Source organism: Pseudomonadota bacterium (genome assembly GCA_039024915.1).
GTDB lineage: Bacteria > Pseudomonadota > Alphaproteobacteria > Rhizobiales > MH13 > MH13.
Map to the genome: position 1 here is coordinate 227,635 of JBCCPK010000002.1, position 23,041 is coordinate 250,675.

At 59.2% G+C, this 23,041-nt stretch carries 22 protein-coding genes; 3 read left to right on the top strand and 19 right to left on the bottom strand.

The features are described 5' to 3' along the window. Positions 1-3: 3 nt before the first annotated feature. The 10 genes from pufL to AAF739_04425 all read right to left on the bottom strand — a co-directional run bounded on the left by pufL (position 4) and on the right by AAF739_04425 (position 9,377). Complete coding sequence (gene pufL, locus AAF739_04380; protein ID MEM6381889.1) at positions 4-843, bottom strand: photosynthetic reaction center subunit L; 840 nt, start codon at positions 841-843, stop codon at positions 4-6. Positions 844-1,096: 253 nt separating this feature from the next. Beyond that, positions 1,097-1,291 carry a light-harvesting antenna LH1, alpha subunit gene (gene pufA, locus AAF739_04385; GenBank protein ID MEM6381890.1) on the bottom strand — a complete coding sequence of 65 codons (195 nt, stop codon included), beginning with the start codon at positions 1,289-1,291 and terminating at the stop codon, positions 1,097-1,099. A gap of 29 nt (positions 1,292-1,320) precedes the next feature. After that, positions 1,321-1,467 (bottom strand): light-harvesting protein, encoded by a 147-nt coding sequence (locus AAF739_04390; GenBank protein ID MEM6381891.1) that lies wholly within the window; start codon positions 1,465-1,467, stop codon positions 1,321-1,323. Between the two features lie 135 nt (positions 1,468-1,602). Further along, entirely contained in the window at positions 1,603-1,839 is a 237-nt protein-coding gene (locus AAF739_04395) for a hypothetical protein (GenBank protein MEM6381892.1), read from the bottom strand. A gap of 76 nt (positions 1,840-1,915) precedes the next feature. Next, positions 1,916-3,382: a chlorophyllide a reductase subunit Z gene (gene bchZ / locus AAF739_04400; GenBank protein MEM6381893.1), complete on the bottom strand. Its 1,467-nt coding sequence runs from the start codon at positions 3,380-3,382 to the stop codon at positions 1,916-1,918. Next, the gene (gene bchY, locus AAF739_04405) at positions 3,376-5,106 is read right to left on the bottom strand and encodes a chlorophyllide a reductase subunit Y (protein ID MEM6381894.1); all 1,731 of its coding nucleotides are present in this window, start codon (positions 5,104-5,106) and stop codon (positions 3,376-3,378) included. The genes bchZ and bchY overlap by 7 nt, the downstream gene beginning before the upstream one ends. A gap of 5 nt (positions 5,107-5,111) precedes the next feature. Further along, positions 5,112-6,164 carry a chlorophyllide a reductase iron protein subunit X gene (locus AAF739_04410; GenBank protein MEM6381895.1) on the bottom strand — a complete coding sequence of 351 codons (1,053 nt, stop codon included), beginning with the start codon at positions 6,162-6,164 and terminating at the stop codon, positions 5,112-5,114. After that, entirely contained in the window at positions 6,161-7,123 is a 963-nt protein-coding gene (bchC, locus tag AAF739_04415; GenBank protein MEM6381896.1) for a chlorophyll synthesis pathway protein BchC, read from the bottom strand. The genes AAF739_04410 and bchC overlap by 4 nt, the downstream gene beginning before the upstream one ends. 98 nt (positions 7,124-7,221) lie before the next feature. Continuing rightward, a complete protein-coding gene (locus tag AAF739_04420; GenBank protein MEM6381897.1) occupies positions 7,222-8,451 on the bottom strand; it encodes a methyltransferase in 1,230 nt (409 codons plus the stop codon). A gap of 41 nt (positions 8,452-8,492) precedes the next feature. Beyond that, positions 8,493-9,377, bottom strand: a complete 885-nt coding sequence (locus tag AAF739_04425; GenBank protein ID MEM6381898.1) for a polyprenyl synthetase family protein — start codon at positions 9,375-9,377, stop codon at positions 8,493-8,495. Between the two features lie 145 nt (positions 9,378-9,522). Between AAF739_04425 and crtD the strand changes: the two genes are divergently transcribed. Further along, positions 9,523-11,055, top strand: coding sequence for a 1-hydroxycarotenoid 3,4-desaturase CrtD (gene crtD, locus AAF739_04430; protein MEM6381899.1), 1,533 nt, complete (start codon positions 9,523-9,525; stop codon positions 11,053-11,055). 143 nt (positions 11,056-11,198) lie between these two features. Continuing rightward, positions 11,199-11,918: a carotenoid 1,2-hydratase gene (locus tag AAF739_04435; protein ID MEM6381900.1), complete on the top strand. Its 720-nt coding sequence runs from the start codon at positions 11,199-11,201 to the stop codon at positions 11,916-11,918. A gap of 152 nt (positions 11,919-12,070) precedes the next feature. Here AAF739_04435 and AAF739_04440 read toward each other — a convergent pair whose 3' ends face one another. From AAF739_04440 to bchI, 5 genes are all read right to left on the bottom strand, one after another. Further along, positions 12,071-12,565, bottom strand: a complete 495-nt coding sequence (locus AAF739_04440) for a TspO/MBR family protein (protein MEM6381901.1) — start codon at positions 12,563-12,565, stop codon at positions 12,071-12,073. Between the two features lie 144 nt (positions 12,566-12,709). After that, positions 12,710-13,795: a phytoene/squalene synthase family protein gene (locus AAF739_04445; protein MEM6381902.1), complete on the bottom strand. Its 1,086-nt coding sequence runs from the start codon at positions 13,793-13,795 to the stop codon at positions 12,710-12,712. Positions 13,796-13,829: 34 nt separating this feature from the next. After that, positions 13,830-14,723 (bottom strand): alpha/beta fold hydrolase BchO, encoded by an 894-nt coding sequence (gene bchO / locus AAF739_04450; protein MEM6381903.1) that lies wholly within the window; start codon positions 14,721-14,723, stop codon positions 13,830-13,832. Between the two features lie 4 nt (positions 14,724-14,727). Then, positions 14,728-16,605, bottom strand: a complete 1,878-nt coding sequence (locus AAF739_04455; protein MEM6381904.1) for a magnesium chelatase subunit D — start codon at positions 16,603-16,605, stop codon at positions 14,728-14,730. Next, positions 16,602-17,621 carry a magnesium chelatase ATPase subunit I gene (gene bchI, locus AAF739_04460; GenBank protein MEM6381905.1) on the bottom strand — a complete coding sequence of 340 codons (1,020 nt, stop codon included), beginning with the start codon at positions 17,619-17,621 and terminating at the stop codon, positions 16,602-16,604. The genes AAF739_04455 and bchI overlap by 4 nt, the downstream gene beginning before the upstream one ends. 250 nt (positions 17,622-17,871) lie before the next feature. On the opposite strand from bchI, the gene AAF739_04465 reads away from it, so the two are divergent. Then, positions 17,872-18,276 carry a hypothetical protein gene (locus tag AAF739_04465; GenBank protein MEM6381906.1) on the top strand — a complete coding sequence of 135 codons (405 nt, stop codon included), beginning with the start codon at positions 17,872-17,874 and terminating at the stop codon, positions 18,274-18,276. A 155-nt stretch (positions 18,277-18,431) separates the two neighbouring features. On the opposite strand, the gene AAF739_04470 is transcribed toward AAF739_04465, so the two are convergent. Genes AAF739_04470 through AAF739_04485 form a run of 4 tightly spaced genes read right to left on the bottom strand, consistent with a single transcriptional unit; the run spans position 18,432 to position 23,033 of the window. Further along, positions 18,432-19,262 (bottom strand): 3-keto-5-aminohexanoate cleavage protein, encoded by an 831-nt coding sequence (locus tag AAF739_04470; protein ID MEM6381907.1) that lies wholly within the window; start codon positions 19,260-19,262, stop codon positions 18,432-18,434. A 3-nt stretch (positions 19,263-19,265) separates the two neighbouring features. Continuing rightward, a complete protein-coding gene (locus tag AAF739_04475; protein ID MEM6381908.1) occupies positions 19,266-20,156 on the bottom strand; it encodes an intradiol ring-cleavage dioxygenase in 891 nt (296 codons plus the stop codon). Next, positions 20,153-21,937 carry an FAD-dependent monooxygenase gene (locus AAF739_04480; GenBank protein MEM6381909.1) on the bottom strand — a complete coding sequence of 595 codons (1,785 nt, stop codon included), beginning with the start codon at positions 21,935-21,937 and terminating at the stop codon, positions 20,153-20,155. Before AAF739_04480 ends, AAF739_04475 begins: the two co-directional genes overlap by 4 nt. Continuing rightward, positions 21,930-23,033 (bottom strand): branched-chain amino acid ABC transporter permease, encoded by a 1,104-nt coding sequence (locus AAF739_04485; protein MEM6381910.1) that lies wholly within the window; start codon positions 23,031-23,033, stop codon positions 21,930-21,932. Before AAF739_04485 ends, AAF739_04480 begins: the two co-directional genes overlap by 8 nt. Positions 23,034-23,041 lie beyond the last annotated feature (8 nt).

The window sequence follows — 23,041 nt, forward strand, 5'->3', positions numbered from 1 at the left end:
CTCCTACTGCGGGCCTGGGCCGCCCCAGTTCATGGTTTCGCGAATGAACTCCCACCAATCGATCCAAGAACCGGCATAAATCGGTCCAGAAATGATGATGCAGATCGCGCTCCAGAAGCCGGCGTTCAGCGCCAGGAAAAGTCCAAGACGGTGGATACCGAGCGTGCCGATGGAATAGCCGATGGTATCGCGGAAATAAGTATCCTCATGCTCCGGAGATTTAACGGTCTCACCGCGCTGAGGATTGGTCGCCGACAGCACCATCCCACCGTGCAACGCAAGCGCAAAAGTGGTCGTGAAGAAGAACGTGATCGCGACCATATGCGCGGGGTTGTAGTGGAAATTCCCATACTGGTAGCCAGTGAACCAAACCCAGTTGAGGTGGCTCATGATCCCGTAGGGAAAGCCATGACCCCATGCACCAAGCATGAACGGCCGAATGATGTTGAGCGATGCGAAGGCGAAGATCGCGACCGAAAAAGCGAACGGCACATGGTAGCCCATGCCCAGCTTGCGGCAGATCTCAACTTCTCGGAGCGCCCAGGACGCAAACGCCCCAAAACCGCAGATGGTGATGATTTGCCAGAATCCGCCTTCGGACATCGGGGCAAAACCAAGACCGTAGCTGATGTCGGGCGGATCGATCGACAGCATCCAGATGTTCCACGTCGGACCTTGGGATGCGTCGAATATGATCAACGCGGTCCCCAGGATCACGAAGAACATCGTCGTTACGCCGAAGAAACCAACGTAAAACGGGCCAACCCAAAAATCGAACAGATTGCCGCCGATGAGCGTGCCGCCACGGACGCGGTACTTTCGCTCGAAGCTGAGCAAAGCCATAGTAACCTCCTTAGCCAAGCGGGCATCTGACCGCCATCCCCGCGGGGAAGACCTGCCCTTTGCGCGGCCGCTTTAAGCGATCACCATCCGGCCCGGCTCGCGGGTGCTCTGGTGCCTTAGCTGCTAAACAATGTTGCGTGCGAGCGGGGGGCATGCCGGTTCTCAGACAGGCAGTCCAGGCTTTGCGAGACGCCCGACCAATCGGCCGATGCCCTCCACATCGCGTTGTTGCGTTTACTGGCGAGCCGCCGCACTAAGTCGGCAGAACAAGCAGCAGGTTCTTGATGGTCTCGATCGACGACATGTCGTCCCCACCAGGACCGCCAAGCCAGTAGAAGTAAGGATCGCTGAGCAAGATGAAGTGGATCAACACTGCGAGCGAGAACAGGAAGACCGCCAGCGCGACAATGATGCGCCGCGGATCGAAGAGGAGCCAGATTCTCCACATGTTTTGATGTCCTTATTCGGTTGAAGGGATTAGAGCCACGGACGCCAGAACCACGCAGAAATATGCGCGAGGAAAGGGAGCAGCGACATCGCGATGGCACCCTTCACAAAGAGCTTGTGAAACTCCTGCGCTTCCTGTGCGGTCAGACCCGATAGGCTTGCTTTTTCTGCAGCCATGAAGATGACCTCCGTATGTGTGGCCGAAACCGGCCGTTACCGCGCAACTCCCGCGCGGCGGGGATTACCGGAGATGAAAGCTCTCGCTCACCACCGGGCGATGAACCGGCAAGCCGGCCCATCTGAGATCATCGGCTAGCCCATGAAGGCGTACCCGATGGTTGCGCTGGCGGCGGACTGAGCCTCCGCCAACACTGATCTGCGGGCCCCGCCACCCGAATGAAATGGATCAATCCGCCTCGGCATCAGCCGAGCAAGGATCGCCACCAACAAGAAAAGTCCAAAAGTTAGAGCGTACAAAACAACGTAGGATCGCCGCTCTGTGCGCCGATTGCGCCCCAACCCAGCCCGGTTCAGTGGTGTGTCAGTCACGAGCTCAACTCCTTGGAATTGTTGGCACAGAAGGTTTCACCCCGCAGGTGCGTCCTCAGCACAGGTGCAATGGACATCATGCCAGCTCCTTTTCGTCATAGGTTTCGGCAAGCCCGGTCCGCAAAAGATCGACGCCTACGTGCCGTAAACCCTCTGAACGCGCCTTAGCCTCAGCCACGTCACGCAAACGCTTGGCCATGGAAATGCGAACCAGAACCGGCGCAGCCTCGACCGCGCGGTCGAGAAGGGCTGATGCCTCGGCATCCCAGCTGATCGCATCGGAGACCCTCGCAGGGGTCGCCGGCGCGTTGTCCATTGACGAGGCAAGCGGGAGAATTGCGAAAAGCGCATCAAACAGCGCGTTGCAGACTTCCTGGACCAGGTAGACCGCGCCGGCGTACCCCATGAAGGGGGTGCCGGTGCTCCGTCTGATAATGGCGCCGGGGAAGGATGCCGGAATGAACACCGGTTGCGGTCCAAATCCTGCCTGTTTCTCGGCAAGATACATGCGTTCATTGTACGAGCCGAATAGCACCAGCGGCGCTTTCGAATGCACCATCTCGCGGACGGCATCATTATCGGTTTTCCGACCACTCTCCCGCGCCACGGCAAACGCACAAGGCAAGCCCATCTCATCTTCGAGAAAGTGCCGAACACCTCTGGAGTAGGTTTCAGTTGCGACAATCCCGAAAGTCGCCGTACCGAAGAAGTCCTGCGTCACCGAGCGCCACAGATCCCACAATGGCTTGATGGTGGTGTGCTTCTCTTCGGCAATGAACGGTTCGGGATCGAGGCCCAGAAGCTCGCCAAGTGTCCGCAGGAATTGCGTCGTTGAATGCAGTCCCATCGGCGCCTGGAGATACGGGCGGTCCAGATGCTCACACAACAATCGGCCAAACTCGCGATACAAGCAGACATTCACCTCGGCGTCTGCGAGCTTGGACACATCGGCCAAATGACTACCCAGCGGGAAGGTCATGTTGACCTCGGCACCTATGCCTTCGATCAGGCGCCGAATTTCCGCCAAATCGGACGCCGAATTAAACGTGCCGTACATGGCGCCGATAATGTTCACCTTCGGCTTCTGGTCCGGCTTGCGCGCTCTGACCGCTTTCACCTTCTTCGGCCCGAACTCAGTCCAAAGCCATTTCAACGCACGGTCGGCGCTCTGCCACTGATCCTCATCGATCGTGCGCGGCAGGAAGCGTTTGATGTTGGTGCCCTCAGGGGTCACGCCGCCGCCGATCATCTCGGCAATAGAACCCGTTACGACAACCGCCGGCAGCGCCGGATCCAGGGTCTTGTGCGAGCGACTCATCGCTTGCTCGGTGCCCTTCTGTCCGAGCTCCTCTTCCGCCAGTCCGGTAACGACAATCGGCAACTCGTGCGGCGGCAGACCGTCCGTGTAGTGAAGCACAGAGGTGACAGGCAGGTTTTCGCAGCCAACCGGCCCGTCAATGATGACCTGCAGGCCCTTGATTGCCGTGAAGGCGTAGACCGAGCCCCAGTAGCCGCCGGCTCTATCATGGTCGAGCACTAGCATCCCGTTGAGCCCTCCACGACTTTCTTGGAGGCGGCTGCTAAGCGCGCGGCATATTTCTTTTTGAATTCAGGTCTTTCGACGGGCTTGTGCTCCCAAACGCCGGCGAGGTCGCCCGTCCCAACGCCCTCGAAAAACGCCGTCATGCGCTTGAACCGATCGCGGTTACCGATCGCGGCATTGATGACTTGCACCAGCGAGCCGGCACCAGCTGCGCCCATGAGCGGCCGCGCGGAGATCAGATTTGTGAAATAAAGCGCCGGGATCGACAGTTCTTTAGCCTTTTGCACTACCGGCGTGGTGCCGATGGCCAAATCGGGCTCAAACGTTCGCATTGCGGCAAGATCATCCTCAAGCGAAGCGCGGAAACGCACCGAAACGCCCTTCGCCTCGAGCCACTGGCGATCTATCTCAGCGACCGGCGTACGCGGCAGCGCGGTACCGACATAGCGAACATCCGCCCCGCTCTCGATCAGAAGGCGGGCCACAAGCAGTTCCGAGCCCTCATAGCCCGACATCGTGATGCGCCCATTGATGCGCTGACCCTGAAGCGCGCCCTCAATACCGGGCAAAAGAGCAGCCTTCGCTGCCTGAACCTTTTTGCGCGCGACGCCGCAGGCTTCACCGATTGCTTCAAGCCATTCCGCAGTACCGTCACGTCCAACCGGCGCTGATCCGACAACCAAGCGGCCTGAGGCTTCGAACTCACGGAACGTAGCTGTGTAGAATGGGTGAATGCCAGCAACCGCTGCGCAATCCAAAGCAGCGTACTGCTCGCGCCATTCGCGCGTTGGAACGACAGGTCCTGCCGCAAGGCCAAGTGGCGCCAACATCTGACCGATCACCATCGGATCAGCGGGGAACATTTCACCCACAAGCGCAATCGTGGGGCGCTCGGCCTTTGGTGCATCTGGCGCCTGGACGGGTCCTGCAGTTGCCTCCTGTCTCGCATAAGCAAGCATCGCGCCGGCCAAGACATCCTTGGCTTCGGCATGTGTCGGCACGCCGAAACCTGGAACATCGATCCCGATCACGCGGACGCCATTGATCTCTTTTGGAAGCAAACGCAGCGGGACGCCCGACGCGGTCGGCACACACAAATTGGTGACGACTATGGTGTCGTAGTCTTCTGGTTTTGCGAGCGCAAAAACCGCCTCGCGAATGTCTTCAAACAGTTTGCCCGTGACCAGAGTTTCAGAATTGAAGGGAACGTACCCAACCGAGCGCCGCGCACCGTAAAAGTGCGAAGTGAAGGTCAACCCATAGACGCAGCAGGCGGAACCCGAGAGGATCGTCGCAGTCCGCTTCATGCGCAGCCCAACCCGAAGCGAACCGAACGCCGGGCACATGGATTGCGGCTGATCATGGGGGCCTTGGGGATAGTCTTCCGCTAACGCATCAAGCACGGCACTCTGGCCAGCCGCCCTCGCCGCTTCCCGCATCGTGTCCTTGCCACCGTGACAGCCAGAAGCAGAATTTGTGTCGCTCGGAGCCGCTGACGTGGCTTCGTCCCGCTTCGCAGGCGCTCCACCCGCTTCAATGGTGGAACGTTTCTTGGCGTCCGGGTTGGTCACTTGCGGCTTTGCGGTGGGGTCGATCACCGGGACGGTTTCGACGGTGACGCGACCAGCCTCATCATACACCACCTCATAGACTTCAGCGGCCCCTTGCGAGCCGCCAAAGTCTCCGACATTTGGTGTCATCTGCCGATCGAGGTTGTCCGTCATTGCCGCTACGCCTCGTCGTAAATCACTTCGAGGGACGGTTTCTCGACGTAGTTCACGCCGCACATGTCCGCATACGTGGCAGGCTCGAGCTTGAACTCGCTATCGCTCTCCTTGCCTTTAAAAAGGTCCAGCAACTGATCGTGCGTCAGGGGAGTGGGATGTCTCGGCGGCGCCTCCGCCACGTTCACGCCAAGCGTTTCAAACAATGGACCCCAAGGACCATCAGGCTTGCCGATAATGTCGTAGTTTGCGCTCTTTCGGCGGATGTCTTCATCGGCGGGAATCGCCGCAAGGACAGGTATCTCAACAGCATCGGCGAAAGCTTGCGCTTCGCCTGTTCCATCATCCTTGTTGATCACCATGCCGGCGACGCCAACATTGCCGCCAAGCTTACGGAAGTACTCCACGGCAGAGCAAACATTGTTGGCGACGTACAGAGACTGCAGGTCGTTCGAACCGACCACAATCACCTTTTGGCACATGTCTCGCGCGATCGGCAGACCAAAACCGCCGCATACAACGTCACCCAAAAAGTCGAGCAGGACGTAGTCGAAGTCCCAATCGTGGAAACCCAGTTTTTCAAGCGTTTCAAAACCATGGATGATGCCGCGCCCGCCACAACCTCGGCCGACCTCAGGACCACCGAGCTCCATGGCGTAAACACCGTCACGCTTGAAGCAGACATCGCCAACCTGAACCTCCTCACCAGCTTCTTTCTTGGCCGATGAGGTCTCAATAATCGTTGGGGTTGAGCGCCCGCCGAACAGCAGTGACGTGGTATCTGACTTGGGATCGCAGCCGATCAGAAGGGTCTTCTTGCCCTGCTGCGCCATCATGTAGCTTAAGTTGGCTAGGGTGAAGGATTTACCAATTCCACCCTTGCCATAGATCGCAATGATCTGCGTTTCCTTGGTGACGGGACCGGAGTGCGCGGGTTCGGGTGCCTGCGCGGCTTCTTCGCGCAAGGATGTTGTGTGATCAACAAGTGTCTGACGACCCGAGGCCTCAGTTGAGGCCTCTGCAGCAGCAATCGACGCATCGTCCAAGGTCATGCTCATGATACGCCGCTCCAATCGAGAACCATTTTGAGGCAATCGGGATCGTCGAAGGCGGTTCGGTAAGCACGATCAGTTTGTTTGGATGTGCTTGCGTCTTCGCAGTGTGTCACCAGATTTTTCAACGACAGGTCGCCTGCCTCGATCAAACCGAGCACGGCGCTTAAATCCGCTGGGTTCCATTCAGCGGCAACACGCAGGCGCGCTTCGCGCATGAATGCGGGGGGAAACGCAAATTGAAGTGGCTGGCTGTAGAAGCCAGCAAGAACCACCTGCCCACCGCGTTCCAGGCGAGCAATAAGGCTATCAAGGAGTGATCCGTCACCGCTGACGTCGTATAGGGCTGCAAGGCCTTTCCGATCATCGTCAGATGGATCGACGACGGCATATCCTTCGGCACCATCACGCCGGTGCTCCGAGGTTTCCCATACAATCGGCGGCGTCGCGAAAATGGCGGTTGCGATCCGCGCCATAAGCCGACCCAACACGCCGTGGCCGACGATGACCTCGGGAGGTTTGGCATCTGGTTGAGCAAGTGCGTGGTAGGCAGTCGCCGCCAACGCCAAGAGAACGCCATCGCGCCCAAGCTTACGATCAATGGTCGTCGCGCGGTCTGCGTCGAGCACCACGCGACGCGCTGATCCGCCGAAGAGCCCGCGCACCTCGCCATAACAGCGCGCGCCGGGAACAAAGACCGCATCTCCAATGCGCGCCTTAGCAGCTTCGCCAGCGTCGCTGACCACGCCAACCGATTCGTAACCGGGAACAAGCGGGTAGCCCATGCCAGGGAACGTCGGCATCTCGCCCTTCCACAAAAGGCGCTCCGTACCTGCGGAAACGCCGCTGTAGGCGACCTCGACCAGCACATCACGCGGACCAAGAGGCGTGAGCGGTAGATCGCGAAGCCCAAGTTTTTCAGGGGCTTGCAGAACGACTGCAGTGGTAGAGAGGCAAGTGGTCACGCCAGGGGGCTTTCGTCAGCATCCAACAATCTGACTGACAGTTTAATTTGACACATTTACATGTCAAGTTAGTTTGACACTCACCCTCGTTTTTTCCCTTACAGAACCTTCGCACTGATAACGCGGGTCAACAGCGGATTGGATGTTTGGTGCTCCCGAACGTTGTCAAAGCCTGCGTCGGCGAGAAACCGCTTGATCTCACCGAACGTTCGCGGGCGACCCGACCGCATCGCCATGAGATAAAAGCCAAAATACGCGTCACCCGCCTTCTTAGCGCCTGGCGTATCGGCCATTGGCTCTGCAATCACGACCGTCCCGCCCGGAAGCAGCGCTGAGTGCGCCTGGTCCAGAAGCTTGCGTGCCTTGTCGTCATCGTGGTCGTGCAGAACGCGAACCAAAGTCACCAAATCGGCCATCTGAGGCAGCGAATCCACAAAGAAGTCGCCCCCAATGACGCCACCACGCTGGGCGAAGCCAGCATCGGCGAAGCGCAACTCCGCGCGTTCGGCCACTGCGGGCAGGTCGAAAACTGTTGCCTTTATCTTCTTGGAGCGCATCATGGCCGCTTCGGCAAACCGGCCCTCCCCACCTCCAATATCAAGCAATTGCTGATGTCTGGTGACGGGATAGGCGTCGAGCACCTCAGCGCAGATGAAATCCTGAGACGACGCCATCAGCTGAGAGTACGAGGCAACCGATTCGGCAGGCAGTGCGTCCGGCACGCTGTCTTGCGCATAGGCCCAATAGCGCGACAAGGATGTCGCGCTTGACGGGTCGCGAAGCAAAGCAACCGGGTCGCGTAAGTCCTGGTACAACAAAGCATGGTGGTGGACCATCGCGATCACACCGGGGTTGGCGAGGAGCGCGGCACCTAATTGGCCAAGTCCGTAGCGCTCATCACCACGCTCTTCAATCAGATCAAGGGCTTGTGCACCCTTAACCACGGTGCGTACGGAGTTAACCGGTAAGTCGAGCGCCTGAGCGAGCGACTTCACAGTCTTTGGACCAGATCGCAGATGTTCAAACAGGTTCAGGCGGACGCAGGTTGTCAAAATTTGCGTGTAAACGAACCCAGCAGCCAGATCGAACAGCTCGCGTGTTCGACGGCGCGCCATCGGCTTCGTTAGCGGAAAACGGCTGGCCCAGCGGATAAAACCCGGTTTCTGCAACAGCGCGTCGCGCCACGCCAACCATCTGTCCCGCACGAAGTTCAACTGCCCGCCACCGGCCAAAAGCCGCCTTACTCTAGGGTCATCACTTGCGCGGGCTCGCACCTCGCGCCAGGCATTGCCATGCCGAAACTTCGTCGGCTTGACAAGCAAGTCCATCGCGGGATCGCGGCTTACTTCATTCACAACTGGCTTCAAAACTATGCGGCGACCAGTGAAAGGTTCTTCGGTTTCAGCCGCTTTGCTTCGGATTTGATCAACGCCTCTAAGGATGCTGCTCCAGCACACGGCGGTATGGCTGCGATTGCAGATGCCACGTAGTCTTCCAGGCGCGTCACCGTCTCACGGACACCACAACTGCTCACGAGGCTCGGCCGATGATGAACCTGGTCCTGTCCGGTGGGCTTTCCAAGCTCTTCCTCTGTGCCCAAGGCGTCGCGTAAATCATCGGCTGCCTGATAGGCAGCACCTAACGCCTGACCAAGACGCCTCCAAGGCGCGGGATCATCCCCGGCGGCTTGAGCACCGGCGGCTGCAGCTCCAATGAACAGGCCCCCGGTTTTCGCGCGATGATAGGCTTCCACTGGTACCGCAGTCTCGCTTTCCCAACCCTGACCTGCAACAATGCCTCCCGGCATGCCTGCCGCCGCGGCCAGCGTCGAGAGAACGGGGCCGAGCCTTTCAGGTGCCTCTTCAGCGGCGTGGCCGAGCACATCAAAGGCGAGCACGATCAGTGCATCACCAGCAAGCAGCGCCAAGGCTTCGCCATATGCCTTGTGAACAGACGGCAAACCCCGACGAATATGAGCGTCATCGAAGCAAGGCATGTCATCATGAACGAGAGACGCGCAGTGGAGCAATTCAATACTCGTTGCCGCCGCACCCGCCAACCTTGGCGCATCGCCGCCACAAGCCATTGAAACCGCCAGGCAAAGCCTCGGCCGGACCCGCGCGCCACCGGGGAAGACAGCGTGGCGAACCGCCATGCCCAATTGTCCCGGCGCGCGTTCGCATCCTCGTCCGCGCCCTTGAGCCAATTGGACCGCCAGCTCCAGGCCGCGTTCGATCGAAGATGAGGCATCCATTGTCTGCTCCAAACCATTTTCATCCAGCGGCACTCGTTGGAGACCGATAGTTGTCAATTTAATCGGACTATGCAAACTGTCAAATTAAATTGACAGTTGTCTTCCGGCGCTGTCCTCAAAACAATCGACTTGTCAGGGAGCCGCCTTGCCTAAGGATGAAATCGTCATAGTCGGCGCGGGCATGGGTGGCCTCTCGGCGGCGCTGAAGCTGGCGGCAAAGGGCTTGAGCGTCACGCTTGTCGAAGCGCGCAAGGAGGTCGGCGGTAAGGTTCGCGCACTGCCTGTTGGCAGCAGGCCCATCGACGGCGGCCCCACGGTGTTCACAATGCGTTGGGTCTTCGAAGAGCTTTTCGATGAAGCTGGTCTCGAATTCAGCGACTTCGTCGAACTCAGCCGGTGTGATGTTCTTGCGCGCCATGCATGGGACGAGCGCGGCTACCTTGACCTGTTTGGCGATGTTGAGCGCAGCACCGACGCGATAGCGGCGTTCTGCGGCTCATCGGAAGCGCGCGCTTTTCAGAGTTTTGCACGTCAAGCCGCCGAGATGTACGAACTATTGGAGGAACCGTTCCTGCGCTCGTCAAAACCATCCGTTATGAGTTTGAGCGCGCATCTAGGTTTCCGGGGTTTCTCCGTCCAACCGTTCTCGACACTCTGGCAGTCTCTCTCGAAGGTTTTTTCCGACCCACGCCTGATCCAACTGTTTGGTCGGTATTCGACTTACACCGGCGCTTCTCCCTTCTCCGCACCGGCAACACTCATGCTGATCGCCCATGTTGAGATGCAAGGGGTCTGGCAGGTCAGCGGTGGTATGAAAAACCTTGCGCTGGCCATGCGCCGGGCGTGCGAAGCGAAGGGCGTTACCGTTCGAACAGACTGTCCAGTTGAACGGATAGAGACCGACGGCGGAAAGGTCTCCGCTGTCCTGTTATCGTCCGGCGAGCGCTTTGGGGCGAATGCGGTGATCGCAAACACCGATGCATCGGCATTGGGTACCGGCATGCTCGGTCGCGAAGTTGCCGGCGCAGCAGAGCCGGTTCCACCATCGCAACGTTCACTATCTGCGATCGCGTGGACGCTCGAGGCGAACACCAGTGGATTTGACCTGTCGCATCACAATGTCTTTTTCGGGAGCGATTACCCAGAAGAATTTGAGGCGACCTTACAACGCGGCAAATTCCCGAACGATCCAACCGTTTATCTGTGCGCTCAGGACCGATCGGCGAACGCCCAGATGGCGTCTATCACCGACGCCGAGCGCATGCTGATGGTGATCAATGCACCGCCCCATGGCGACACCAACGGCACGCTGAACGAGGAGATGATCGCATGCGCCGAGCGAGCTTTGCAGCGATTGGAGGCATGCGGGTTGACGGTATCGGTCGACGAGGCCGCGAGCGTTCAAACCGGCCCGGTTGGTTTCAGCCAGCTGTTTCCCGGCTCCGGGGGGGCTTTGTATGGCCGCGCCAACCACAGCCCCTTTGCCAGCTTCAAGAGAGCGGACAATCGAACGGCCGTACCGGGGCTGTACCTCGCCGGGGGGAGCGTTCATCCGGGGCCTGGGGTTCCGATGGCAGCCCTTTCGGGTCGCCTGGCAGCAGCGGCTTACCTGGCCGACCGCACTTCGACGCTCTCACGCCCACGGGCGGTTACCGTTGGTGGTACATTGACGGCCTGAGCGATGACGGGCGCCACGGCCTCACCGTCATAGGGTTCGTGGGCAGCGTTTTCTCGCCCTATTACGCATGGTCTGATCGCTCGAAGCCCGAAGACCATGTGTGCATTAATGTTGCTCTGTATGGCGACACAAGGCGCTGGTCGATGACCGAGCGGGGTCGCAGCGCACTGGCACAAACCCCCGATAGCTTCACCGTCGGTCCCAGTTCAATTCGGTGGCAAAACGACACGCTTGTTATTGCCGTCAACGAAATCTGTGCGCCGCTTCCGCGCCGCTTGAGCGGGGAGATCCGCTTTCGCCCGGATTTCGTCCAAAACAGATCCTTTGAGCTGGACAGCAATGCGAGGCATCACTGGTGGCCGTACGCGCCGTTCGGCACCATCTCCGCGGACTTTCAACGCCCCGCACTATCTTGGAGCGGGCATGGTTATGCAGACACCAATACTGGTTCGGCCGCACTTGAAGATGATTTTTCAGGTTGGACCTGGTCGCGGGCGACGGTGGATGATGGCACCGTGATCTTCTACGAGCCAGATGAGCGTTCGGGTCGACAGTCTGTCATCGCCATCCACGTGGATCACCAAGGTCGCGTAGAGACTTATACTGCTCCACCCACTGCCCAACTAAAGCCTGGGCTGTGGGGCATCAAACGCCATACGCGATCTGAGATCGCCGATGAAGCGAAAATCACAACGCCGTTTCTAGACGCGCCATTTTACACGCGCGACGTGATATCAATCATTTTGAACGGCAAAGCGTGTCCCGCGGTGCACGAAGCTCTCAATCTTGACCGCTTCAGATCTGGCTGGGTCAAGCGGCTCTTGCCGTTTCGGATGCCGCGTCGGAGCCATTGGCCGACTTAGCGGCATCCGCCACCTGCTTCGCCTCACGTTTTTTGATGTCTTTGTCGACCGAATAAAGCTGCCAAAAACAGAAGCCGAAAAAAGCGACAGCCAGCATGACAAACTTGAGTGCTTTGAAGGTCTCGTACTCCACGACGCTTCTCCGTTTTCGTTTACGCGTCGTTTGGTACGCTCGTTGCGGTCGAGCGGTTTATGCGCAGCAAGGTCCAATTTAAGAAGGCAGCGAAACTCACCCACGCCAGATAGGGCAGCATTAACGCGCCTGCCAAAGTGGAGATTGGCCAGAACAGGACAATCGTCCAGACAATTGCAAGCCAAAGTGCGGCGACCTCTATCAAGGCCAAGTCCATGCGACGAGCCCCAAAGAAGATTGCCGACCAAAGCGCATTCAAGGCCAGTTGTGCCAGCCATGCACTTAGTGCGAGCAGCCCCGCACCCTGCAAACCTGCCTGACGATAAACCAGCCATGCTGAAATCGCCATCATGGCAAAAAGCGCGGTCCAGGCGACCGGAAACAACCAGTCAGGCGGATTCCATGACGGCTTGTTGAGTTGCCGATACCATTCGCCAGGGCGGAACACACTTCCCGATAAAGCCGCGACGAAACACAACCCAAAAAAGGCGAACAGTGACCAAGAAATCGTCATAGCAATCCAGACCCTAAGACCGTGTATGGCTCGTCAAACTGAATTGCGTAGTACGCGTCCGGTGGGGGCAAGGTCAATTCGGCCAGCTCTAGTCTCTGGCGCAGGTGACCATAGCAAGACCTATGAGCGGACCCCGCGCAGACGCTAATTCGCGCGAGTGACCGTCGTACGCGCACTATCACGTCGCGCAAGCAGATGAATGAGTTGTATCATCCGACCAACCCCACGATCCGGCTCATCATCGGCTGGCAGAAAGCGCTGATCCTTGAAGTCTTCGCGGCGCGATGGTGCACCGGTAGTGACCGCATCGACCAGAAAGGTTGTCTCTTCAAGGGCTGGTTCATCCACGACACCTTGGGCACGGAGGCTTTGCCTTCCAGCGGCAGCCAACAAGGCGAGCTTGCGGCTGGTCGTCACAAAAGCTCGATCATCGATCGAGTTGTACCCATTGTCGGCGATGACGCTGCCAATTTCGCTATAGATCAGCCGGGCACCGTGTATTGCTGGACGGCAATCGGTCGGCAACTGCGCGATACCACTCAAAGCCCGATCATAAAGCGTTCGAGCCTCACCAAGCAGGTGGCGCGTGCAATCGGCTACAGCTTCACTAAATTTTGGCGAAGCAACAAACTCGTCGGGATCAATACCCGCCCTCTCAAGCCACTCGGTCGGGATGTAGGTCCGACCACGCCGTGCATCCTCCCCAACATCGCGAGCGATATTTGTAAGCTGCATTGCCACACCTAGATCGCACGCGCGTGCGTGCGTGCCCTGGTCACGCGTTCCCATGAGAATGGTCATCATCGAACCAACGGACGCGGCGACACGCGCGCTGTAGGCGATGGTATCCGACAAGGTTTTTGGTCGCCAACCAGCGGCATCCCACTCGAGGCCCTCAAGCAAGGCTTCGGGCAAAGCGCGAGGCATATCAAAGGCTTCAATGACGTCCGCGAACGCCCGGTCGGCAGGAATAGCCTCCGGACGTCCGGCATAGACCCGGTCTAGGCGGTCCCTTAGCCGATCGACCGCATCAACCGGCGCGTCAAGCGCATCGACGGCATCATCGGACAAGCGGCAAAAAGCATAGAGGGCGTATGCAGGCTTTCGAACCCTTTTAGGCAGCAGTAGCGAGGCCGCGTAAAAGGACTTGGACCCGCGGCGGATCAATGCCCGGCAAGCGGTCTCGTTCCAGCCCATCTGCAAGGACGCTTTGAATTCCGGGCTCGTCATTTGTCACCCTTCCGGAAACTCGTTCTTGTCAGCATTACGCGAACACTCCACGCTCGTGCGTAAACGATAGACATCGCCGCGCGAACTCCTCGGGTCGTTCCTCATGCAGCAGATGCCCGCAGCCCTCAACGATTTCTAACGATGCGTTCGGCATCGCTTCTGCAACACGCGCCGAAACCGCCGGTCGCACGGTCCTGTCTTTATCGCCCGCCAGAAGCAGGGTTGGCGTACCAACGTCTTTGAAACGTGACTGGAGACGTTGAAGATCCCAGTTCGCCATCATCGCCAAAGCCCCGGCTATGTGCCCGGACGACATCATCAAGGCATGGTAGTAGTCGACGCCCTGTTGGTCGATCTGCGACCCAGTCTGATCGATCAGCCGCCGAACGCGGCGTTCATCGCGCCCCGAAAGGGCAAACACTCTGGGCGTCAGCGGATTGATGAAAAGCAGCTTCGCCATTGCCGGAAAGACCGAACCTGCCAAACCTTCAAACGGTTGGAAAGCACCGTTTACGCCGATGAGTGCACGCGGCTGGACCGCTTGGCTGTGGATTGCCTCGATGAGAATTGCAGCTCCCGCCGAGTGGCCAATGGCAACGTCAACGGACACACCAATCTCATCCAACAAACCTGCCACCAGTCGCGCAACACGGGGAAGCGTCAGACGATAGCTCGGGGGTGCATCTGTAAACGCGTGCCCGGGCAGATCGATAGCCAATACCTGCATGTGCTGCGCCAGCAGCGGCATAACATCCCGCCAGGAATGGGATGAGGCGCCGGTACCGTGGATAAGAAGAGCGACGGGCCCCTCGCCCATGGTCTGCACGTGCCACCGTAACCCACCAGAATCAACAAACTCGCTGACCGAAGCGTGGGGCCAGACCTTGCCGAGTGCGCGCCATGAAGGTGGATCAGGAGCGAGAAACATGCGGCTAGCCTCGCCCTACAGACGAAGCCGCGGCCGCTACCGCCGCGGTGATCCCTTCGGCACTGGCGTGCGGAAGTGGCAGATAGTGCGCCGCCATCGCTTGCGACAACTCCGCGGCCTTCGAGCTCTTGCGTGGGCTCGTGTCGATAAGCATGGCCGACAGACGTTCGGTCGCGAAGCGTCGCGCCGCTGACAGAGCATCCGCATGCGCTGCTGCGCGGCCAGAAGCATTGCCATAACCGACGTTCGCCTGCCCGTCCGTCATGAACACCACCCGAGGAGATTGCCCCCGCTTTCGGCAATCGCTGGCAAGCTGACCACCCGCATCGATTGCCAACGCGAGCGGTGTCCCACCACCTCCAGGTAGCGCAGCCAGCGCTCTTTTGGCGCGCACCAGCGAGCGGGTCGGCGGCAAGATCAATTCCGCAGCTGACCCGCGAAATGCAATCAAGCCAACATAGTCTCGCCGTGCATAGCTCTCAGCGAGCAGCAGCTCCACCGCTCCCTTGACCTCGGCTAACCTGTTGAGTGCGGACGAACCGGAGGCGTCAACGACGAAGATCGTGACGCTTTCCTCGCGATGCTTGAAACGCCGGACCCGAATATCGTCGGCTCGTACATCAACACTACTCGCAACCCCTGCATTGCCACGTTCCCGCTTACGAAGCGTCTGCCACGGCGCCGCTGTCCGCAGAGTATCAACGACATGAAGCCTCTGGTGACCACCGATCCGACCGCGCTTTGAACCTAACGGTCGCCCGCGTTGAGGCGCCATTCGAACCGCGCCCTGCCCGGCGGCTGACCTTGAAGACTGCGATTGAAAGGCGGCGCCGAGCTTAAGTTGCTGAAGCAGATCAGCCGGTATGGCTGCCGTCACAGCCTCAACGACGCGGTCATCAAGGGGGCCTTGATCCATGGAATTGTCATCTGCCTGGAGATCGCTCCGATCTTTGGGATCAGCTTGCTCCTGATCACGTGGATCGGGCCTATCCTGCTCCGAAGGTTCATCTTCGACCGGCTCAGTTTGCTCGACACTCGGAAGTTGGGTGGCTCTTGGCGCAATCACCAGCCTCGCCGCGAGTCCGACATCATCTTGCGACGCTAGATCACGGCCATTGAGCGCCGCGAGAGCGTGAGCCGCCCGCACCGCAAAAAGCCCGATACGAGCCGAGCGGACTCCGAAAGCGTCCGCTATCGCCATAACCGCCTCGACAATTTCGCCCTGTTCGCTCCGCTGCTCATAACGACCCCGTGCCGCTTCGACATCCGCTGCATGAATCGTAGGCGATACGCAGTCTCGGATCGAAAGCGCACGAAGGTCGAAGCTGAAGGCAAGGCGGTCGGCAAGCGCTGGCGCAAGCGTTTCATGATCATCCAGGCCCTCGTCAAGCGCCACAACTCCGACGCGCGCGTCCAAACGGTGGGCCAACCCGTCACGTTCGACAGCGACCTTCCCGCTATCAAGAGCGTTTAGGAGCCGCGTTACAACGAGGCCCTCGGCTCGCTCTGCCATTGGAACGACGACGACACCACCATCTGCTTCCGAAAGCAGACCCCTCTGGGCAACTGGCCGACCTTGAGACAAGGTGGCGGCAAGGTCGAGACCACCGGCGAGCCGGTCATCTGGGCAGTGGACCGGCAGCTTGCGAAGCGGTCCGTACCCTTTCACCAAGCCTGATACATGAGCGACCATCCGATCGCGCACCGGCCCCGCATGCGCGCGAACCGAGATACCGCCAAACCCAGCGGGCGCAACGGCAAAGCAAGCCGCTGCCATGCAGCTATCCGCCCAAACCATGGCGCGAACATCGTCTCCGGGTATCGGGGCGGGCGCATGAAGTGGCTGTCCTTGCACGCCAGTAAAAGGGAGGTTGGCGGTCACCCGACCAACTCCGCAAGTGCCTTTTCGACCCGTGTGACCGCTCGCGAGTCGTCAAGGGGGTTGCGGCGAAGGCGATGCCCGAGAACCATAGGTGCAACGAAGTCGAGCGCCGCCTCACCGACTTGTTCTTCACCCTCCAAGGCTGCATGCGCTCGTGCGGCGCGCATCAGGGTCAGCTCCCCTCTCAGCCCATCGGTACCTAACGCCATGCACAGCGCAGCGGCGCGTTCCAGCGCACGGTCTGGGACATCGACACTCTCCAACCGTTCGCGCGCTGAGACGATGCTGCGCCGAACCTGGGCGTCTTTCCGCTTCCACTTCTCATAGAAAGCCGTGGGATCACGATCGAACGCATCGCGACGTCGTACGACCTCAATACGGTCTTTGATCGCTTCGGGCGTTGCAACATCCACCGACAATCCAAACCGATCGAGGAGCTGCGGGCGCAACTCGCCTTCTTCGGGGTTGCCGGAACCGATCAGAACAAATCGCGCCGGATGGCGGATGGACAGCCCCTCGCGTTCCACAAGGTTCTCACCTGAGGCTGCGACATCGAGCAACAAGTCCACGAGATGATCTTCGAGCAGATTGATTTCATCAATGTACAGAAAACCTCGATTGGCCTGGGCCAGCAAACCGGGCTGAAACGACCGCTCGCCCTGGGTGAGAGCCTTTTCGATATCCAATGCTCCGACAACCCTATCTTCGGTTGCGCCAAGCGGTAAGTCGACCACGGGAACAGGAACCAGACGGCTCTTCACACCATCGGTTTCAGGTATGGACGTCGGATCGATATTGTAGGGCGACCCCAACACGACGCGCATCTTCGGCAGTAGCTGAGCGAGGGCTCGCACAGCTGTCGACTTGCCGGTCCCTCGATCACCAAAGACCAGGACGCCACCTACCGCAGGGTCGACCGCTGAGATCAGCAGCGCCCGCTTCATGGATGTCTGGCCAACAATGGCTGAAAATGGAAAGGCTGCCCGCTCGCCCAAATCGTTTATCCCACGCAACATGCAGTGAACTTGGTCTTAGCAGCGTGGGGGCGTCATGCAAAGCTGACAGTTCAGACCATCTAAGTCTTTTGACAAATGTAAGGGGCTACTTGCGTTGCCTCGGCCCAATGACGCGCGACACCAGCGGTCAAAAACAGAGAGCCATATCGTTGTCTCATTTGAGCTGTGCGCACCTTGGGGTCCTACAATTGCCCGACTAACCACCATCCTGTATTGTTCCTTCGCGGCACTTGGAGAAAGGCCAAAAGCGATGAAAAAGCGTCACGTGTCTGCACTCGCACTTACGGCCGTACTAAGCCTGCCATCACCCTCTCTCGCAACCAGCTCTTTGGTTTGTACCGGCGCTGATGGAAGCGATGTCGAAGTACTCCTCACTCTTGGCAGCCTTCCCGTTCTAGCGATCGTTAACGGGCGTATAAGCACACCAACCGGTAACTACGCCCTCACTCCCTCGGGTGACGAAATAGAAATCATTGTCGGTCAGGCTTTCGGTGACGCGACCGGAAGACGTGCCGACTTCACCGACCCAAACGTCCAGCAAGTCCTGGTCTCGATTCGAACGGCACGTGGAGAAGGCGACAAGCAGGTTGCGGAAGCTGGCGTCCTGATCGTGGAACAGACCGAGGTCTACCCGATCGTATGCAGCGAAGGCTAAAGTTGGATCGTAGCGCCCTTTTCGCCAATGAAACGAGCTGAACACAGAACTCCCCCGACAAGCCGGCTTCACCGGCCGCCTCGAACGCAGCAAGCGAAGCGCTGCCGCGTAGGTTATCGCAGTGACCTCACCGCTCCGCTGATCCGCGATGCGGCTCAGTTCAGCGGTATTCCAAGGATTTCCCGAGCCTGCTGCCAGGTTGCGACCGGTCTTTCATTCTTCTCGCAGACCTGCGCGGTGCGCCCGACGAGCGCAGCGTTGGACGGCGCAAGGGTCTCGCGATCGAAGCGAACATTGTCTTCAAGACCCGTACGAGCGTGGCCGCCCGCCGCGATGGACCACTCATTCACAACGATCTGGTTGGGACCGATGCCGGCGGCACACCAGGGAGCGCCGGGTACGAGGCGCTCGACGGTCTCGACGTAGAAGTCGAACACATGCTTATCCGCAGGCATGGCGTTTTTCACACCCATGACAAACTGGATGTAAGGCGTGCCCTCGATCGCGCCGTCTCTCCACAGCCGGACGGCTTGGATAATGTGGGACAGGTCAAAAGCTTCAATCTCTGGTTTCACGCCATATTCCCGCATCTCTGAAGCGAGCCAATTCACCAGATCGGGTGGGTTTTCATAAACGCGCGTCGGGAAATTGTTCGAGCCCACTGATAACGAGGCCATATCTGGCTTCAAAGGAAGCATGCCTCCACGCTCCTTGCCTGCACCTGAACGCCCGCCGGTCGAAAACTGAATGATCATTCCCGGGCAGTGCGTTTCGAGGCCTTCTTTCAGACGCGCAAACCTTTCAGGGTCCGACGATGGCGTCTGGTCATCGTTGCGAACATGAGCGTGGACGATACTGGCGCCGGCTTCGAAGGCTTCGTGCGTCGACTCCACCTGTTCGGACACCGTAATAGGCACCGCGGGGTTGTTCGCCTTTGTGGGCAGCGAGCCGGTGATTGCCACGCAGATGATGCATGGATGAGCCATCGTTCAACTCGCTTCCGTCATGACGAAATCGAACTGTGATTTCCATTGGGGCCCACCGGGCTCACCGGTCTCCATGCTTGCGATCAGCGAGGCCTTGACGCCAAACACCGCGTCTGACGTCAACCATCTATCTCCAGCAACAAAGGTGTGGGTGATGATCTGCTCATAGCCAGGTGCTGTGACAAGGAAGTGCATGTGTGCGGGCCGGTTTGGATGGCGACCGAGCGCGGCGAGCAACTTACCCACCGGGCCATCATCGGGGATAGGATAGGATACCGGACGGACCCCGATAAAGTGGTAGTCCCCACTGGCGCTGGTGGTGAACACGCCGCGATTGTTGAAGGGAGGCTGAACGTCTGGCTGCTGGACGTCGTAAAAGCCGTCGGCATTGTCGCTCCAAACATCAATCTTCGCGCCCTCGATGGGCTGGCCTTGGCGATCAACAACTTGACCGTGAAACAGGCAGCTTTCGCCCTTGCCGTCGAGGGAGATGTTGGCACCCATGGGATAATTGGGTGCATCATCGAGGTGAAAGGGCCCGAGAACCGTGTTTTCGGTTGCGCCCGACGGGCGTCGATTGTTGATCGCATCGACAAGCATGGAGACGCCCAAGGTATCGGACAGGAGAATGAACTCTTGCCGGTTTTCGTCGCACATGTGCCCGGTTTTCGTCAGGAAATCGATCGCGATGCCCCACTCGTCCTGTGTCAACTCAACATCCTTGACGAAGCCATGCAGGTGCTTGACGAGCGAGGCGATGACCGTTGCCAGCCGTTCATCGGCGTCAGGGCTCATGCGTGCGTTAACGGCGTCAACCGAATGGTCTTCGGTGAAGTAATCAATCGTATCAGCTATATCTGCATTGCTTAGTTGGGATTTGACGGCGCTACTCATTGGGCCGCCTCCCGCACCGCGTCGACATCGCGGTGTAGAAGCGTCGCTAACACTCGCGTCAGTTCAGCCTGTGGGTCCTCGGCCATGTCTTCCGCGCGCCAAGCAACGTGTTGGTCTGGTCGAACCAGAACGCAACCGGCCTCATTCACTTCGCGGGCCCTCGCCCACTCGCCATGATGGTCTATCAACGCGCGGCGCGGCCCGATCACATGGGTAACAACATCGATGCCCATGGCTTTGCCGACAGCCTGCGCAGCCGCAGCCCAGGGCTCGCCATTGATACCGGTGAGAATTGTGAAACGGCCTTGGCCGACCAGATCAAGCGTCGAGTGTTTTCCACCTTCATGATCGTAGACCCAGGCATGAGGAATACGCGCACCCGGCCAGGTCGTGGGCTGATAATGGAGTTCCGCGTCCAGCTCGAATGCCGGCTCCATCTGGCCATCGGTGACGACGGCGGACGACTTGTAGCGCTGGTTCATCTCAACGCCGTGGGCGTCGAACTCGTACTTCTTGAAGGCTATGGCATCGCGGATCGCCGCGCGTTGTTTTTCAGCTTCCTGATTCGCATCGCAGCGGGCGACCATATTGGCTTGCATGACCTCCGGGTCAGTAGACTCAGTTAGGCCCAGCGCTTCGAAGATCGGACCGAATTCGCCGATAGACTGGTTGGCGCGGGTAACGATCTGCTTTGCGACCGGCGCTCGTTCTTCGGTGTAGGTATCAAGCAGGCTATCGCCAGCCTCGCCTTTGACCACGGCCGCCATCTTCCACGCGAGGTTGAAGCTATCCTGGATCGACGTGTTGGAGCCGAGCCCATTCGAGGGCGGGTGCCGGTGCGCGGCGTCGCCCATAATGAACACGCGGCCCGCCTGCATGTTCGTCGCGTACATATTGTTGACGGTCCAGGTCGAAACAGACGTGATCTTTGGTTCGATCGTCTGGTCACCTACCAGGTCCCGGACAACCTTGGTCGCAAACGCATCCGTCACCTCTGGCGCCGGTTGGTTGATGTCGTAACCCCACACGATCAACCACTCATCCCAAGGGCGAACCATGCGGACGAGGCCCATACCGATGCCACCAACATCAGCGCCTGGTTGAACGACCCAATAAAGGACTGACGGACGATGAGCGACGTACTTAGAAAGGTCGGCTTTGAAAATAATGTTCATGGAACCGCCCACGCCCATCTGCCCTTCAAACGGCAGGTTTTCGAGCTCGGCAACCTTCGAGTTGCCACCATCGGCACCGATCAGGTAGCGCGAGCGGATTTGAAACTCCTTGCCTGACAACCGATCAAGGCAGGTGGTGGTCACACCGTCGGCGTCCTGTTCGTGGCGCAGGTATTCGGTCGACAGGCGTGCCTGCGTACCGCGTGAGCAGGCGGTCTTGAACAGAAGCGGCTCCATAAAGGTCTGCGGCAGATCGTTCATCATTGTGGGCGAAGCCAGCAGATGTTCAGCCTTCGACATGGGGTGATTGCCCCAGCTTTTCATGCGACCGATTTCTTCGCCAGCAAGGCTCTCGCAAAACACGTTTTCGCCCATCAGTTCCTGATGCGCAGCGAACATGTAAGCCTCGTCCTCGACGTCTTTGCCCAAGTCCCGCAGGACCTCCATTGTGCGCTGGTTTGTGATGTGCGCGCGCGGCGTATTGGCGAGCCAACGGTAGCGATTCACGGCTATGTTCGCGACGCCGTAGGTCGACAGAAGCGCGGCCATGGACGAGCCGGCAGGACCCGTGCCGATGATCAGGACGTCGGTTGTGATGTCAGCCATTGGAGGTTTCCTCGGTTGTGTTTTTGATTGGTTTGGAAGAAGCGAGCATGCCGCCGGTCAGGCGACGGCGCACGGGGAACAGTTCGATGCCAGTGCGTGATGAGATAAGGCCCCACAGGCCCTTGGGGGCGAACAGCATGATGATGATGCCGATGACGCCAAGCAGCATGAGGTACCAGGTGCCGTAGTCCGCCAGCAGCGACTGCAGCACGAAAAAGACAATCACACCTATGATCGGCCCTTCGATGGTGCCTATGCCACCGATAACGACGATGAACAGGACGAAGGCCGTCCAGTCCGTCACGGAGAACGCGGCGTCCGGTGAGATGCGCGCCTTCTGCAGGTAAATCAGCGCGCCCGTCAGGCCGGTGCCAAAGGCGGAAACAAGGAAGACGGTCCACTTCATGCGCACAGCATCGACGCCAACTGACTTCGCCGCTTCGATGTTGTCGCGCACCGCCGCCAGCGCGAGCCCGCGCTTGGTGCGCAAGAGCCAGTAGATGCCGCCGATGGTCGCGACTGCCAGAATGACGGCCAGCCAGTAGGACAGGATGTCCCGTGCGGCGGAGTTGCGGACCCCAAAGACCGTTTCGATCGTCTCGCTCATCCACAGATCGCGTGTGGCATCGCGGGGCAGCGAGGTGCCAGTGCCACCGCCCACGGCCTTCCATTGCGACGTGAGCAATCGGACGACTTCGGCGATCACCCAGGTACCGATAGCGAAATACGCGCCTTGCAGGCGGAAGGCGAAGAACGCGGTCGGGATAGCGAGAAGCACCGCGACCACGCCGCCCAGTAAAATGGCCGGCACCGGATCGAGACCAGCAAGGATCACGACACCGAACATGGCGTAGGCACCGATACCGACAAAGGCCTGCTGGCCGATCGAGACCAGGCCGCCATAGCCCGCGAGCAGGTTCCAGAACTGAGCCAGCACCAGCATGGTCAGGATAAAGAACAGGTCCTGGATTAGGCTGCGTGACGCAAAGGCTGGCAGCGCCACCAGTACGAGGATCAGGATCAGGGCCGAAAGCCCCGCGATACGGGAAACCGCTGTGCCTGTGTGGACGGCGTAAGGAACGGCTTGATCGGTCATGTGCGCGT